Source organism: Cytobacillus sp. BC1816 (assembly GCF_051353635.1).
Lineage (GTDB): Bacteria > Bacillota > Bacilli > Bacillales > Cytobacillaceae > Cytobacillus > Cytobacillus oceanisediminis_C.
This window is the reverse complement of the sequence record NZ_CP195611.1, coordinates 326843-341813: the sequence shown is the minus strand read 5'-3', so window position 1 is coordinate 341813 and position 14971 is coordinate 326843. Positions and strand designations below refer to the sequence as shown.

9 protein-coding genes, 3 rRNA genes and 2 riboswitches are annotated in these 14971 nt (G+C 45.6%); all 12 genes read right to left on the bottom strand.

Features of this window, described 5'->3' with window-relative positions:
- Positions 1–3: 3 nt before the first annotated feature.
- The 12 genes from purK to guaA all read right to left on the bottom strand — a co-directional run bounded on the left by purK (position 4) and on the right by guaA (position 14871).
- Positions 4–1158, bottom strand: coding sequence for a 5-(carboxyamino)imidazole ribonucleotide synthase (purK, locus tag ACR42H_RS01830; RefSeq protein WP_181782436.1), 1155 nt, complete (start codon positions 1156–1158; stop codon positions 4–6).
- Positions 1145–1633, bottom strand: a complete 489-nt coding sequence (gene purE, locus ACR42H_RS01825) for a 5-(carboxyamino)imidazole ribonucleotide mutase (RefSeq protein ID WP_113885613.1) — start codon at positions 1631–1633, stop codon at positions 1145–1147. Before purE ends, purK begins: the two co-directional genes overlap by 14 nt.
- Before the next feature lie 139 nt (positions 1634–1772).
- A riboswitch (purine riboswitch) is annotated at positions 1773–1874 on the bottom strand.
- An 88-nt stretch (positions 1875–1962) separates the two neighbouring features.
- Positions 1963–2169: an NETI motif-containing protein gene (locus tag ACR42H_RS01820; protein ID WP_113885612.1), complete on the bottom strand. Its 207-nt coding sequence runs from the start codon at positions 2167–2169 to the stop codon at positions 1963–1965.
- The gene (locus ACR42H_RS01815; RefSeq protein WP_053433027.1) at positions 2166–2708 is read right to left on the bottom strand and encodes a DUF2179 domain-containing protein; all 543 of its coding nucleotides are present in this window, start codon (positions 2706–2708) and stop codon (positions 2166–2168) included. The genes ACR42H_RS01820 and ACR42H_RS01815 overlap by 4 nt, the downstream gene beginning before the upstream one ends.
- Before the next feature lie 554 nt (positions 2709–3262).
- A 5S ribosomal RNA gene (rrf, locus tag ACR42H_RS01810) occupies positions 3263–3379 on the bottom strand.
- 75 nt (positions 3380–3454) lie between these two features.
- A 23S ribosomal RNA gene (locus tag ACR42H_RS01805) occupies positions 3455–6390 on the bottom strand.
- A gap of 206 nt (positions 6391–6596) precedes the next feature.
- Positions 6597–8146, bottom strand: a 16S ribosomal RNA gene (locus tag ACR42H_RS01800).
- The 16S, 23S and 5S rRNA genes sit together here, the layout of an rRNA operon.
- 119 nt (positions 8147–8265) lie before the next feature.
- A complete protein-coding gene (locus ACR42H_RS01795; RefSeq protein WP_436374544.1) occupies positions 8266–8409 on the bottom strand; it encodes a hypothetical protein in 144 nt (47 codons plus the stop codon).
- A gap of 59 nt (positions 8410–8468) precedes the next feature.
- The gene (gene ptsG / locus ACR42H_RS01790) at positions 8469–10526 is read right to left on the bottom strand and encodes a glucose-specific PTS transporter subunit IIBC (protein ID WP_436374543.1); all 2058 of its coding nucleotides are present in this window, start codon (positions 10524–10526) and stop codon (positions 8469–8471) included.
- Between the two features lie 220 nt (positions 10527–10746).
- A complete protein-coding gene (glcT, locus tag ACR42H_RS01785; RefSeq protein WP_113885309.1) occupies positions 10747–11589 on the bottom strand; it encodes a glucose PTS transporter transcription antiterminator GlcT in 843 nt (280 codons plus the stop codon).
- 120 nt (positions 11590–11709) lie between these two features.
- Positions 11710–13038 (bottom strand): NCS2 family permease, encoded by a 1329-nt coding sequence (locus ACR42H_RS01780; RefSeq protein ID WP_113885308.1) that lies wholly within the window; start codon positions 13036–13038, stop codon positions 11710–11712.
- A gap of 126 nt (positions 13039–13164) precedes the next feature.
- A riboswitch (purine riboswitch) is annotated at positions 13165–13266 on the bottom strand.
- A gap of 84 nt (positions 13267–13350) precedes the next feature.
- Entirely contained in the window at positions 13351–14871 is a 1521-nt protein-coding gene (gene guaA / locus ACR42H_RS01775; protein WP_436376807.1) for a glutamine-hydrolyzing GMP synthase, read from the bottom strand.
- Positions 14872–14971: the final 100 nt, after the last annotated feature.

The following is a 14971-nucleotide window of genomic DNA, read 5'->3' as shown; positions in this document are numbered from 1 at the left end:
GTTTTATCCTCCGATCTGTTCCTTCACAGGGGTCCAAATGCCGCTTTTTTCTGCTTCTTCAAGTGCCTCTTCGGCTGAGTTCCGCAAAAGCGTGACATGGCCCATCTTGCGTTTATATTTGGCATCCTTTTTTCCGTACAAGTGAATCTTCCAGTCATCCAATTCAGGTATTTTCTTAATTAAAGGCTCCTGGTGCTCTCCTAGTATGTTAACCATAACAGCCGGTTTTAATAGTTCCGTGCTGCCAAGCGGCCAATTGCAAACCGCACGGATGTGCTGTTCAAACTGGGAGGTTTCGCAAGCTTCAATCGAATAATGGCCTGAGTTATGCGGACGAGGCGCAAGCTCGTTAATGTAAATCTGTCCGTCTTGTGTGAGAAACATTTCGACTGCCAATGTACCGACAAGGCTTAAAGCTTCTGCCAGCAGGTTTGCTGCATTTACAGCCCTGTCCTCGGCATCAGCTGTGATCATAGCCGGCACAATTGTCTGGTGCAGAATGTTTTCTTTATGGATATTTTCCCCGACTGGAAATACTGCTTTTTCTCCCGAGATATTCCGGCAGATAATAACTGATATTTCCTTTTCGAATGGAATCCATTTTTCAAGGACGCACACGCCATTCTCAAGAAGCTGTGCAGCTTTATTAATATCCTGCCCGCTCTTTATCACAACTTGTCCTTTTCCGTCATATCCGCCTCTGGATGTCTTTAATACTGCTGGATAGCCAAGCTTTTCTATATTATCATAAATATCTTTTTCAGTAGTAATGACCTCATAGGGCGCTACCTCACAGCCGGCTTTTTGGATGGCTGCTTTTTCCTTTGTCCGGTCCTGCGTGATCTCGAGCAGCTCGCTCCCCTGTGGGACATACGCATTTGCACATAGCCACCCGAGAGCTTCCGCACTGATATTTTCAAATTCATATGTCACAACGTCACTGACGTCAGCTAACTCTTTTATAGAATCTAAATGATCATATTCACCAATGATTTTAATATCCGCAACCTGGCCGCAAGGAGAGTCTTCTGCTGGATCCAAGACGGCAATCCTGAAGCCATTTGCTTTTGCAGCCAGAGCCATCATTCTCCCAAGCTGTCCCCCGCCAATAATTCCAATTGTTTGTCCAGGTAAAATTGTTTTATTAGACAAGTTCATCACTGCTTTCTAGTACTTCCTGTTTTGTTTTATCTCTTTTTGACTGAAGACGTTCTGCAATGGCTGTATCAAAAGCGCCAAGTATTTGTGCTGCCAGCAATCCGGCGTTAGTGGCTCCTGCTTTTCCAATCGCAACGGTTGCAACCGGGACGCCGCCGGGCATCTGAACAATGGACAGCAATGAATCCAGTCCGTTTAGAGCTTTTGATTGCACTGGTACTCCGATGACAGGAAGTGTCGTTTTCGCTGCTACCATTCCAGGCAGGTGTGCCGCTCCGCCTGCACCCGCAATAATTACCTTAATCCCTCTGTCTCTTGCCTGCTCAGCATATTCAAACATAAGATCTGGAGTCCGATGCGCTGAAACAACCTTTTTTTCAAAAGGGATTTCAAGCTCTTCCAGAATTCCGCAAGCGTGCTTCATTGTCTCCCAATCCGATTTGCTTCCCATAATGACTGCTGCTTGTGCGCTCATTCTTTCTCCTCCAAATCTCCCAATATAAAAAACCCGCACAGACCCTTCTCTTAATATGAGAGAAAGTAATCTGTCCGGGCTAAAAAGAACCGTAAGAAAGACACCTGCAAACGGCAGGAACCATTCCTTCTACATGCCGGGCATATCAGCTTTCCCTCATAGTCCAGCAATTTACGGTTGCCGGGTAGAAACTTATGGGCCCTATTCCCATTATTATACGAGGGGTTTATTCACGTTTTATTAACTACCACCATATTAACAACATACCTGATACTCTGTCAATTGAAAAATCGAACAATACTAAAAGTCAGACAATTAATGTTCGTGTTTTAATCTTCTGCCCGTTTTGCTTCAAAAACGATCTGCCTTCCAGCAGGTTCATAATCGACTTTACCGCCCTTCTTAACTTCTTTAAAAATAGGCTTCTCAGTCCTTCTAACAGGTATATATCCTGCCTTTTGTATCCTTTCCAGACACTGGTCAATCGTTTCGTTTTCCTGGACCTCAAACACCATTTTGTTCTTGGTTTTACTCATTGGGATAACTTTCCTCTCTTAACAGATTTCACCCAGAAGCCGCCATGAATCGTTTTTGGCTCATAAGCAATGATGAAGGCCTTAGGATCCAGCTCTTTAATCGTCTGATAAAGTTTCAATTCATATTTTCTCGGTGTCAGGATCTGAAGGGCCATCCGATCGCCTTCAAGTCCATTTGCAGCCCAGTTTGTGACACCATAACCCTTATCTCTTAAGGCTTTTGGAAGGTCCCTGTCATATTCCTTTGTAATTACATTTACAGTAATATAGCCAAGAGCAAGCTTCTCTTCAATTTTCATGCCGACAATAACGCCAATTCCATAACCGACTGCATAAGCAATCAGATTTTGTATTTCATTTAGGTTATCAAGAACAAGCCCCAGTCCAATTACATAAATGACAACTTCAATTGTGCTTATAAAAGCTGCAAGGTACCGCTGCCCCTTTAGCGTCAGAATCATCCTGATGGTAAAAAATGATACATATACAATATTAATGATCAAAATAATAGCGACCATAATAAAACTGTTTTCCAGCAATGAAAGCGTCCTCCTTTATGGGGGATTTAAAGGCATATGGGTGACCTCTCCCCATTAAGTCACTATTGTACAAAAGAAATTAGCGTTTGATAACCTTTTTTCGCAAATTGGATTCTTTAGGAATAGGTTATCCTTTTTTGAGTGGGATGAAACGGCTGAATTATGCCCGGTTGAAGCAGCTATATTAAGGAGAAAGGTTCTAAAGATTTTTATCTAACAGATTTTGGAGACTACCTGGCATGTATTGGGTTTTATCAAACATGGTTGTAAGTTCTCACATTTGGCACAATTCCTCTTTGGTAAGAACAGATTTAACACATAAAACAGGCAGTGAAATAAGAATTGGCACATATAATTGAATTCTGGCACATATAATTGAATTCTGGCACATATACGAATGAAAGGGACGCATATATATGCCAAAGTATGGCATAACACGAAAAAGTGAAGCATATATGTATTTTCAATTAAAAAGAAGAGTAAATAAGATTTTTGGATTCAATATATCATCCAAACATACGAAAAAAGAGCACCCATCAGGTGCTCTTTCATATGCCCGGCAGCGTCCTACTCTCACAGGGGGACAGCCCCCAACTACCATCGGCGCTGAGAAGCTTAACTTCCGTGTTCGGTATGGGAACGGGTGTGACCTTCTCGCTATCGCCACCGGACTATTTGGTTGAAGAAACTTCGTTCCCTCAAAACTAGATAATGTATGAAGAAGTATTTGCCGAGTATTCACCAATGTGGTTAAGTCCTCGATCGATTAGTATCAGTCAGCTCCACATGTCGCCACGCTTCCACCTCTGACCTATCAACCTGATCATCTTTCAGGGATCTTACTAGCTTGACGCTATGGGAAATCTCATCTCGAGGGGGGCTTCATGCTTAGATGCTTTCAGCACTTATCCCTTCCGCACATAGCTACCCAGCGATGCCTTTGGCAAGACAACTGGTACACCAGCGGTGCGTCCATCCCGGTCCTCTCGTACTAAGGACAGCTCCTCTCAAATTTCCTGCGCCCACGACGGATAGGGACCGAACTGTCTCACGACGTTCTGAACCCAGCTCGCGTACCGCTTTAATGGGCGAACAGCCCAACCCTTGGGACCGACTACAGCCCCAGGATGCGATGAGCCGACATCGAGGTGCCAAACCTCCCCGTCGATGTGGACTCTTGGGGGAGATAAGCCTGTTATCCCCGGGGTAGCTTTTATCCGTTGAGCGATGGCCCTTCCATGCGGAACCACCGGATCACTAAGCCCGACTTTCGTCCCTGCTCGACTTGTAGGTCTCGCAGTCAAGCTCCCTTGTGCCTTTACACTCTGCGAATGATTTCCAACCATTCTGAGGGAACCTTTGGGCGCCTCCGTTACTTTTTAGGAGGCGACCGCCCCAGTCAAACTGCCCACCTGACACTGTCTCCCGCCCCGATAAGGGGCGCGGGTTAGAATTTCAATACAGCCAGGGTAGTATCCCACCGACGCCTCCACCGAAGCTAGCGCTCCGGCTTCTCAGGCTCCTACCTATCCTGTACAAGCTGTACCAAAATTCAATATCAGGCTACAGTAAAGCTCCACGGGGTCTTTCCGTCCTGTCGCGGGTAACCTGCATCTTCACAGGTACTATAATTTCACCGAGTCTCTCGTTGAGACAGTGCCCAGATCGTTACGCCTTTCGTGCGGGTCGGAACTTACCCGACAAGGAATTTCGCTACCTTAGGACCGTTATAGTTACGGCCGCCGTTTACTGGGGCTTCGATTCAAAGCTTCGCTTGCGCTAACCTCTCCTCTTAACCTTCCAGCACCGGGCAGGCGTCAGCCCCTATACTTCGCCTTGCGGCTTCGCAGAGACCTGTGTTTTTGCTAAACAGTCGCCTGGGCCTATTCACTGCGGCTCATCAGGGCTATTCACCCTAATGAGCACCCCTTCTCCCGAAGTTACGGGGTCATTTTGCCGAGTTCCTTAACGAGAGTTCTCTCGCTCACCTTAGGATTCTCTCCTCGCCTACCTGTGTCGGTTTGCGGTACGGGCACCTTTTCCCTCGCTAGAGGCTTTTCTTGGCAGTGTGGAATCAGGAACTTCGGTACTAAATTTCCCTCGCCGTCACAGCTCAGCCTATGTGGTAACGGGATTTGCCTCGTTACCGGCCTAACTGCTTGGACGCGCTAATCCAGCAGCGCGCTTACCCTATCCTCCTGCGTCCCCCCATTGCTCAAACGGTAAAGAGGTGGTACAGGAATATCAACCTGTTGTCCATCGCCTACGCTTTTCAGCCTCGGCTTAGGTCCCGACTAACCCTGAGCGGACGAGCCTTCCTCAGGAAACCTTAGGCATTCGGTGGATGGGATTCTCACCCATCTTTCGCTACTCATACCGGCATTCTCACTTCTAAGCGCTCCACGGGTCCTTGCGATCCCGCTTCAACGCCCTTAGAACGCTCTCCTACCACTGACATCGTAAGATGTCAATCCACAGCTTCGGTGATACGTTTAGCCCCGGTACATTTTCGGCGCGGAGTCACTCGACCAGTGAGCTATTACGCACTCTTTAAATGGTGGCTGCTTCTAAGCCAACATCCTGGTTGTCTAAGCAACTCCACATCCTTTTCCACTTAACGTATACTTTGGGACCTTAGCTGGTGGTCTGGGCTGTTTCCCTCTTGACTACGGATCTTATCACTCGCAGTCTGACTCCCATGGATAAGTCTTTGGCATTCGGAGTTTGTCTGAATTCGGTAACCCGATGGGGGCCCCTAGTCCAAACAGTGCTCTACCTCCAAGACTCTTACTACATGAGGCTAGCCCTAAAGCTATTTCGGAGAGAACCAGCTATCTCCAAGTTCGATTGGAATTTCTCCGCTACCCACACCTCATCCCCGCACTTTTCAACGTGCGTGGGTTCGGGCCTCCATCCAGTGTTACCTGGACTTCACCCTGGACATGGGTAGATCACCTGGTTTCGGGTCTACGACCACATACTCATTCGCCCTATTCAGACTCGCTTTCGCTGCGGCTCCGTCTCATCAACTTAACCTCGCATGTAATCGTAACTCGCCGGTTCATTCTACAAAAGGCACGCTATCACCCATTAACGGGCTCTAACTACTTGTAGGCACACGGTTTCAGGATCTCTTTCACTCCCCTTCCGGGGTGCTTTTCACCTTTCCCTCACGGTACTGGTTCACTATCGGTCACTAGGGAGTATTTAGCCTTGGGAGATGGTCCTCCCTGCTTCCGACGGGATTTCTCGTGTCCCGCCGTACTCAGGATCCACTCTGGAGGGAACGAAGTTTCAACTACAGGGCTTTTACCTTCTCTGGCCGGCCTTTCCAGACCTGTTCATTTACCTCGTTCCTTTGTAACTCCGTATAGAGTGTCCTACAACCCCAGGAGGCAAGCCTCCTGGTTTGGGCTAATCCCGTTTCGCTCGCCGCTACTCAGGGAATCGCGTTTGCTTTCTCTTCCTCCGGGTACTTAGATGTTTCAGTTCCCCGGGTCTGCCTTCCATACCCTATGTATTCAGGTAAAGATCCTATCCCATTACGGATAGGGGGTTTCCCCATTCGGAAATCTCCGGATCAAAGCTTACTTACAGCTCCCCGAAGCATATCGGTGTTAGTACCGTCCTTCATCGGCTCCTAGTGCCAAGGCATTCACCGTGCGCCCTTTCTAACTTAACCGTATTTGACAGGTTCATCGAAGATGAACAAGATCAAAGGTTTTTTACTCTATTTAACATAGAGAGAATTCACTAAAATGGCGATTACTCGGTTATTGCTTCTTCATAATCATTATCTAGTTTTCAAAGAACGAATCTTTCATTGAGAGATTGAACTCTCAAAACTGAACGAACAAAACGCGTCACGTTTCATGTAAATATCCTTAGAAAGGAGGTGATCCAGCCGCACCTTCCGATACGGCTACCTTGTTACGACTTCACCCCAATCATCTGTCCCACCTTAGGCGGCTGGCTCCAAAAGGTTACCCCACCGACTTCGGGTGTTACAAACTCTCGTGGTGTGACGGGCGGTGTGTACAAGGCCCGGGAACGTATTCACCGCGGCATGCTGATCCGCGATTACTAGCGATTCCGGCTTCATGCAGGCGAGTTGCAGCCTGCAATCCGAACTGAGAATGGTTTTATGGGATTCGCTTAACCTCGCGGTCTCGCAGCCCTTTGTACCATCCATTGTAGCACGTGTGTAGCCCAGGTCATAAGGGGCATGATGATTTGACGTCATCCCCACCTTCCTCCGGTTTGTCACCGGCAGTCACCTTAGAGTGCCCAACTGAATGCTGGCAACTAAGATCAAGGGTTGCGCTCGTTGCGGGACTTAACCCAACATCTCACGACACGAGCTGACGACAACCATGCACCACCTGTCATCCTGTCCCCCGAAGGGGAACGCCCTATCTCTAGGGTTGTCAGGAGATGTCAAGACCTGGTAAGGTTCTTCGCGTTGCTTCGAATTAAACCACATGCTCCACCGCTTGTGCGGGCCCCCGTCAATTCCTTTGAGTTTCAGCCTTGCGGCCGTACTCCCCAGGCGGAGTGCTTAATGCGTTTGCTGCAGCACTAAAGGGCGGAAACCCTCTAACACTTAGCACTCATCGTTTACGGCGTGGACTACCAGGGTATCTAATCCTGTTTGCTCCCCACGCTTTCGCGCCTCAGCGTCAGTTACAGACCAAAGAGTCGCCTTCGCCACTGGTGTTCCTCCACATCTCTACGCATTTCACCGCTACACGTGGAATTCCACTCTTCTCTTCTGCACTCAAGTTCCCCAGTTTCCAATGACCCTCCCCGGTTGAGCCGGGGGCTTTCACATCAGACTTAAGGAACCGCCTGCGCGCGCTTTACGCCCAATAATTCCGGACAACGCTTGCCACCTACGTATTACCGCGGCTGCTGGCACGTAGTTAGCCGTGGCTTTCTGGTTAGGTACCGTCAAGGTACCGGCAGTTACTCCGGTACTTGTTCTTCCCTAACAACAGAGTTTTACGATCCGAAAACCTTCATCACTCACGCGGCGTTGCTCCGTCAGACTTTCGTCCATTGCGGAAGATTCCCTACTGCTGCCTCCCGTAGGAGTCTGGGCCGTGTCTCAGTCCCAGTGTGGCCGATCACCCTCTCAGGTCGGCTACGCATCGTTGCCTTGGTGAGCCGTTACCTCACCAACTAGCTAATGCGCCGCGGGCCCATCTGTAAGTGATAGCCGAAACCATCTTTCAGCTTTCCCTCATGTGAGGGAAAGAATTATCCGGTATTAGCCCCGGTTTCCCGGAGTTATCCCAGTCTTACAGGCAGGTTGCCCACGTGTTACTCACCCGTCCGCCGCTGACTTCAGGGAGCAAGCTCCCATCTGTCCGCTCGACTTGCATGTATTAGGCACGCCGCCAGCGTTCGTCCTGAGCCAGGATCAAACTCTCCATATAAGAGTTGATTAAGCTCATAAATTGTCTTTTCAAAAAAGACTAATGAATTAACGTTGACGTTTTTGTTCGTTCAGTTTTCAAAGATCAATCCGCCGCTCAGAAGCGACTTTATTAATATATCATTTCTCAATCACTTCGTCAACAACTTTTTTAAAACCATCAAATCTTGTTAACGTCTCAAGCGACTGTTTTTCTATAATAACACCTGTTGCCCATAAGGTCAACAAGTTATTCGTAAAAACTAAAAAGATTTTAATATGCATTTAAATCAAAAGAAACCAGCTGGTTAAAACGCAGCTGGTTTCTTCTATATTATATATTACTATTTGGAGATGACAATGATTTCTTTTTCTTTTAGATCAACAGCGCCCGGCTTATTAATCTTGATCACTTCACCCTGCTGAAGGTTTGTGAATACGATTGGCGTGATGATAGAAGTTGCATTTTTCCCGATATAATCAAGATCCACTTTTAACAGCGGTTGCCCTGCTTCTACACGGTCATTTTCAGCAACTAAAGCTTCAAATCCCTGACCTTTCAGGTTTACTGTATCAATACCTACATGGATAAGAATTTCGCGGCCTGAATCTGAAAGGATGCCGATTGCATGTTTTGTCGGGAACATGTTAACGATTTTTCCGTCTACCGGTGATACAACAGTTCCTTCAGAAGGTACAATCGCAAAACCATCACCCATCATTTTACCGGAGAATACAGCGTCAGGTACATCTGTGATTGGCTTGATTTCTCCTTTGATCGGTGAAATGAAAAGATCTTCCTTGTGCTCAGTCTGAAGAGCTTCAGGATTTATTTCTTCAATTTGCTGTTCAACTCCGCCTTCTGGAGCTTTTTCAACCGTACGCGGTCTTTTGCCGCTCATAATATCTTTCATTTGTCCTTTGATGGTTTCAGATCTTGGGCCAAAGATAGCCTGAATGTTGTTTCCTACTTCCAGTACTCCAGACGCGCCAAGTTTCTTCAAGCGGTCTTTATCCACATTTTTAATATCGTTTACCGATACACGAAGACGAGTAATACATGCATCAAGATGAGCGATGTTTTCCTGTCCGCCCATAGCATCAAGGACTTCATATGGAAGATCTCCGCCTTTACCTGAAGAAGCGGTTTCTTCATCTTCTGCTTCTTCACGGCCAGGAGTCATTAAATTAAATTTGCGGATGGCAAATCGGAAACCGAAGTAATAGATCACAGCAAATACTAATCCAACCGGAATAACAATCCAGGCATTCGTCTGAGGGTTGATTAATCCGAATAAAATATAGTCAATCAAACCGCCTGAGAAAGTCATGCCGATTTTCACATCCAGGAGATGCATGGTCATGAATGACAGACCTGCAAACACTGCGTGAACCGCAAACAGGATAGGAGCTACGAATAAGAATGAGAACTCCAGCGGCTCTGTAATACCTGTTAAGAAAGAAGTTAACGCCGCAGACGCCATAAGACCTCCGACTACCACTTTCTTTTCCGGGCGTGCTTCATGATAAATTGCTAATGCAGCGGCAGGAAGACCGAACATCATGAACGGGAATTTACCAGTCATGAATGTACCGGCAGTAAGATTTTGTACATTGTCACTGATTTGTGCCATAAAAATACGCTGGTCACCGCGAACCGTTTCACCAGCATTCGTTACATACTGTCCAAATTCATACCAGAATGGAGAGTAGAAAATATGATGAAGGCCAAAAGGAATCAATGAGCGCTCAATTAATCCAAAAATAAACGCCGATAGAGTCAAATTCGCATGAACCATGTTTTGAGAGAAAGCGTTTAGCCCTTCCTGGATTGGCGGCCAGATAACCAGCATCAGCAAACCAAGGACCACTGACGTTGCAGCCGTAATAATCGGAACGAAACGCTTTCCGGCAAAGAATCCTAAATAGGATGGAAGTTCGATTTCAAAAAACTTGTTATATAATGCAGCGGCGATAATACCAACAATGATACCGCCGAATACACCTGTCTGCAGAGTTGGGATCCCTAAGATGTTTGCATAATTAAGTCCATTTACATCCTCTGCAGTAATTCCTGCAGCTGTACCCATTGTCACATTCATAATTAGATAGCCGATAATGGCAGCAAGCGCAGCTACACCTTCACCGCCGGCCAAACCAACTGCTACACCAACTGCAAATAGAACAGGCAGGTTGGCAAAGACGATATCTCCTGCTTTTTGCATAACCTGCGCGACGATTTCAACCCCGCTGTTATCCAGGAACGGAGCCAGCTCAAGCAGCGCCGGATTTTGCAGAGCCGCACCGATTGCGAGCAGTATACCCGCTGCCGGCAGTAATGCTACTGGAAGCATTAAGGCTTTTCCTACTTTTTGCAGGACGCCAAATACTTTTTTAAACATATGTTAACCCCCTAAAGTTTTTTACTCATTAAGCGTTTTCATTTAATAGCGGCAAGCATTAAAAAAAAAATAAAAAAGGCATGAGGAAAAAAGGATGGAATTCAGGTGTATACAAGGGTATCATACCCTATTTACCTAAATTCAATTACCTTTCTTCACTCATGCCTGATCGAATCAGTAACACGTAAAGACTTGCCTGTTTCGCAAGATTGTCTTGTAATTAATTTATTTTCTTTTGAAGCCTCTGCAGATGCATGGTCAGATAAACAGCTTCTGCATTAAAGACTGGTTTTTTTAATGTTTGCTGCATTACTTTAATGAGCTTCCAAGAGAGATTGTAGCACACCGGATATTCTTCTTTCAAGAGGGAAGTTATTTTTTCCGGCTCTTCAACCACCTCGCCTTTGTTAACCCGTTCAATGGTGAATCGGATATGGCGGACAAGCCTCATATAATCGATGCTGTCTTTATCTATCTTAATATCAAGCTGTTCTTCAATCATGTTCACAAGACGGGTTACCAGCTGAGAATGCTGATTGACTTCGGATAAATCGCGGTTCATTACAGCACTGTGAACATGGAGGGCAATGAACCCAATCTCCCCTTCAGGCAAATAAATGCCGGTTCGCTGTCCTATAAGATTCACAACTTCATGGGCAATTTCGTATTCAAATGGGTAGAGAGTCTTGGTTTCGATAAGAAAAGGATTTTTCATTTCCATCCCTTTTTTCAGACGAGTTATCGCAAACATCAAGTGATCAGTTAACGCAACATGGATATGTTCATTAAGCATGGAATTCGCCCTTTGTTTAATCAATTGAATTGAGGAGATAATTGCTTCAAGCAATTCATTATCCACAAAAGGCATCAGTTTAATATAATTCTCCTGCTCTTTTTCATTTTTAAGCACAAAGAGCTTCTCAACCAAATTAGAATCGATTGGCTGGCCTGGCTTCCGGCTGAAGCCAATTCCTTTGCCGATAAGGACAACTTCTCCAAATGACTCGTGACTGCCAATGAGGACGTTATTATTAAGCACTTTTTTTACCTTATACTCACCCATTTTCTTCTCCCCGCCCAATAAACAAATGTACTCTCATGGTATTAAAGCCTGTCCGGGAAGTCAACGGATTGAGAATAAAATAAAAAGAGACCCGCATTGAAGCGGGCCCAATTCATCATATTACTTCAGGAAAATGAAATACAAAACAAATATCACGAACAGTACATACATGATTGGATGAACCTCTTTGATTCTTCCTTTTACAATCATGGTGATTGGATAGAAAATAAATCCAATTGCAATTCCTGTTGCGATACTGTAAGTCAATGGCATAGCAATAATGGTAAGGAATGCCGGAACTGCAATTTCAAACTTCGTCCAATCAATGTTGCCTAACGATGCAACCATCAACACACCGACTATGATCAGTGCCGGAGCTGTCACAGCAGAAGTGATGACTTCTAATAACGGGAAGAAGAATAATGATAACAGGAAGAACCCTGCAGTGACAATCGATGCAAATCCTGTTCTCGCACCTGCCGCAACCCCTGATGAAGACTCAATGAAAGAGGTTGTCGTGGATGTTCCGAATATCGCACCAACGACAGTTGCTGTGGAATCCGCCAGAAGCGCTTTACCTGCGCGGGGCAATTTATTTTCTTTCATTAATCCCGCCTGGTTGGCAACTCCCACTAACGTTCCTGCTGTATCAAAGAAGTCAACGAATAGGAATGTCAAAACAACGACCAGCATGCTTGTTGAGAAGAACGAAGGGTCACTGTATGCCCCAAATGCCGCTCCAAACGTTGGAGCTACACTTGGCACGGAATCAACAACCTTTCCTGGAACGTCAATCAAGCCGGCAATCATACCAACAATCGTCGTGATTACCATTCCTATAAAAATTCCGCCATTAATACCTTTTGTCATTAGAATAACAGTAATGGTAATGCCGAAAATAGCCAGAAGCACATTCCCATCGGTAAAATCGCCTAATCCTACGAGAACTGCATCATTATTGACGATCAGCCCCGCGCTTTGAGCACCGACAAATGTAATAAACAATCCGATTCCGGCACTGACCGCATACTTTAATTCAGCAGGAATCGAGTTAATAATTTTTTCACGCAGCCCCGAAAGGGATAAAAAGATAAAGATAATACCTGAGATAAGAACCCCGCCTAATGCATGCTGCCAAGGAATTCCCATCGTTAACACAACAGTATAAGCAAAAAATGCATTTAAACCCATACCCGGGGCAAGCGCAATCGGATACTTGGCCAGTACCCCCATCAATAGGGATCCAATTGCCGCAGCCACTGCTGTTGCCACAAATACTGCCCCATAGTCCATTCTCATTGCATCCGGCAAATCCGGTATATCCATTAACGATAAAGTAATCGGATTAACGACTAAGATATAAGCCATTGCTAAAAAAGTTGTAAGTCCGCCGATAAATTCACGGCGATAGTTAGTACCAAGTTCTTCAAACTGGAAGTACTTCTTCATTTCTCTTCCCCCTATTGCTGTCTTTATTTTTTTAAATAAAAAAACTCCGGTTTGACTACCGGAGCATTGACAACTGGGCTCGTGCTTGCAATAGGGGAAAACAAAGATAAATAATGGCAAAAACATCCCTATCTGCACTTACCTCGTAGTCAAGCTATTTACGGTAGCTCGGTAGAAACTTTTGGGCCATATCCCCAATATTATACGACGTAAAACGACATATTTAATTCTTCTTTATCATAGCACCCCAAAAAGTCCTAGTCAAGAAAAAAACGAACATTTTCATGTCCGTTTTTCCTTAACGTTCGTATTTTATTCCCACTCAATAGTTGCAGGCGGCTTGCTCGTAATATCGTAAACCACTCTGTTGACATGTGATACTTCATTAACGATTCTTGATGAAATAATCTCCAATACATCCCATGGGATACGCGCCCAATCAGAAGTCATGCCGTCAATTGAAGTTACCGCACGGATTCCTATGGTATAATCATAGGTCCGGGCATCTCCCATTACACCAACACTGCGGATATCAGGCAGAACCGTGAAGTACTGCCAAATGTCACGATCAAGCCCTGCCTTTTGGATTTCCTCGCGCAGTATGGCATCAGACTCGCGCACAATTTCAAGCTTATCTTCTGAGATTTCCCCAAGTACGCGGATACCCAATCCCGGACCAGGGAATGGCTGTCTCCAAACGATCTCATCCGGAATGCCAAGCTCTGTTCCCAGCGCACGCACCTCATCTTTAAACAGAGTGTTAAGAGGCTCGATCAGTTTGAATTGCATATCTTCAGGAAGTCCGCCTACATTATGGTGAGATTTAATGGTTTGCGCAGTAGCTGTTCCGCTTTCAATAATATCTGTGTAGAGCGTCCCCTGTGCAAGGAAATCAATACCTTTAAGCTTATCAGCTTCATCATCGAATACATAGATGAATTCGTTGCCGATAATTTTTCGCTTTTGTTCAGGATCGCTAACACCTTTAAGCTTATTCATAAAGCGTTCCTGGGCATCCACTTTAATAACATTCATATTAAAGCCATCAGCAAAGGTCTTCATGACGCCTTCTGCTTCATCTTTTCTCAGCAGGCCGTGATCCACGAAAATACAAGTAAGCTGGTCGCCGATTGCTTTATGAATAAGGACGGCAACAACAGATGAATCAACACCGCCGCTTAATGCGCAAAGAACCTTTTTATCTCCAACTTCCTGGCGGATCTTTTCCATTTCGATTTCAATAAAGTTTTCCATTGACCAATCGCCTGTACAGCCGCAAACGCCGAACACAAAGTTTTTCAGCATATCATTTCCGTGAACTGAATGGCGCACCTCAGGGTGGAATTGAACAGCGTATAAACCGCGCTCTTCATTGCTCATAGCCGCAATCGGGCATGATGGATTTATACCATCCACTGTAAAACCAGCTGGAGCCTCTACGACAAGATCGCCATGGCTCATCCAGACTGTCTGTTCTCTAGGCAGATCCGCAAACAATTTGGATTCATGTTCAATCCTCATGACCGCCTTTCCGTATTCACGGTGCTTGGCAGGTTCTACTTTACCATCAAAATGCATCGTCATCAGCTGCATGCCGTAGCAGATTCCAAAAATCGGCAAGCCCAGTTCAAAAATTTCTTCATCACAGCGGAAAGCATTTTCGCCGTAAACACTGTTAGGCCCGCCCGAGAAAATGATTCCTTTTGGATTCATTTCTTTAATTTCCGCAGCTGTAATTGTATGCGGATGAAGCTCACTGTATACACCCAGTTCACGGATTCTGCGCGTGATTAACTGATTGTATTGGCTTCCAAAGTCCAGTACTACGATCATTTCTTGATTTTGAAGTTCTGTTTTCCCCGTCACACTGTTCACCTCATTAAATTTGTAATATTTCTTTTAGTCTTCTCTCCTGCAGGTAAAATATCTAGTA

What these genes read in the sequence shown, in the direction of transcription:
- glcT (WP_113885309.1), bottom strand. Translation starts at nt 11,589, where the DNA reads ATGGGTGAGTATAAGGTAAAAAAAGTGCTTAATAATAACGTCCTCATT.
- purK (WP_181782436.1), bottom strand. Translation starts at nt 1,158, where the DNA reads ATGAACTTGTCTAATAAAACAATTTTACCTGGACAAACAATTGGAATT.
- purE (WP_113885613.1), bottom strand. Translation starts at nt 1,633, where the DNA reads ATGAGCGCACAAGCAGCAGTCATTATGGGAAGCAAATCGGATTGGGAG.
- ACR42H_RS01780 (WP_113885308.1), bottom strand. Translation starts at nt 13,038, where the DNA reads ATGAAGAAGTACTTCCAGTTTGAAGAACTTGGTACTAACTATCGCCGT.
- guaA (WP_436376807.1), bottom strand. Translation starts at nt 14,871, where the DNA reads ATGATCGTAGTACTGGACTTTGGAAGCCAATACAATCAGTTAATCACG.
- ACR42H_RS01820 (WP_113885612.1), bottom strand. Translation starts at nt 2,169, where the DNA reads ATGAGTAAAACCAAGAACAAAATGGTGTTTGAGGTCCAGGAAAACGAA.
- ACR42H_RS01795 (WP_436374544.1), bottom strand. Translation starts at nt 8,409, where the DNA reads ATGCATATTAAAATCTTTTTAGTTTTTACGAATAACTTGTTGACCTTA.
- ptsG (WP_436374543.1), bottom strand. Translation starts at nt 10,526, where the DNA reads ATGTTTAAAAAAGTATTTGGCGTCCTGCAAAAAGTAGGAAAAGCCTTA.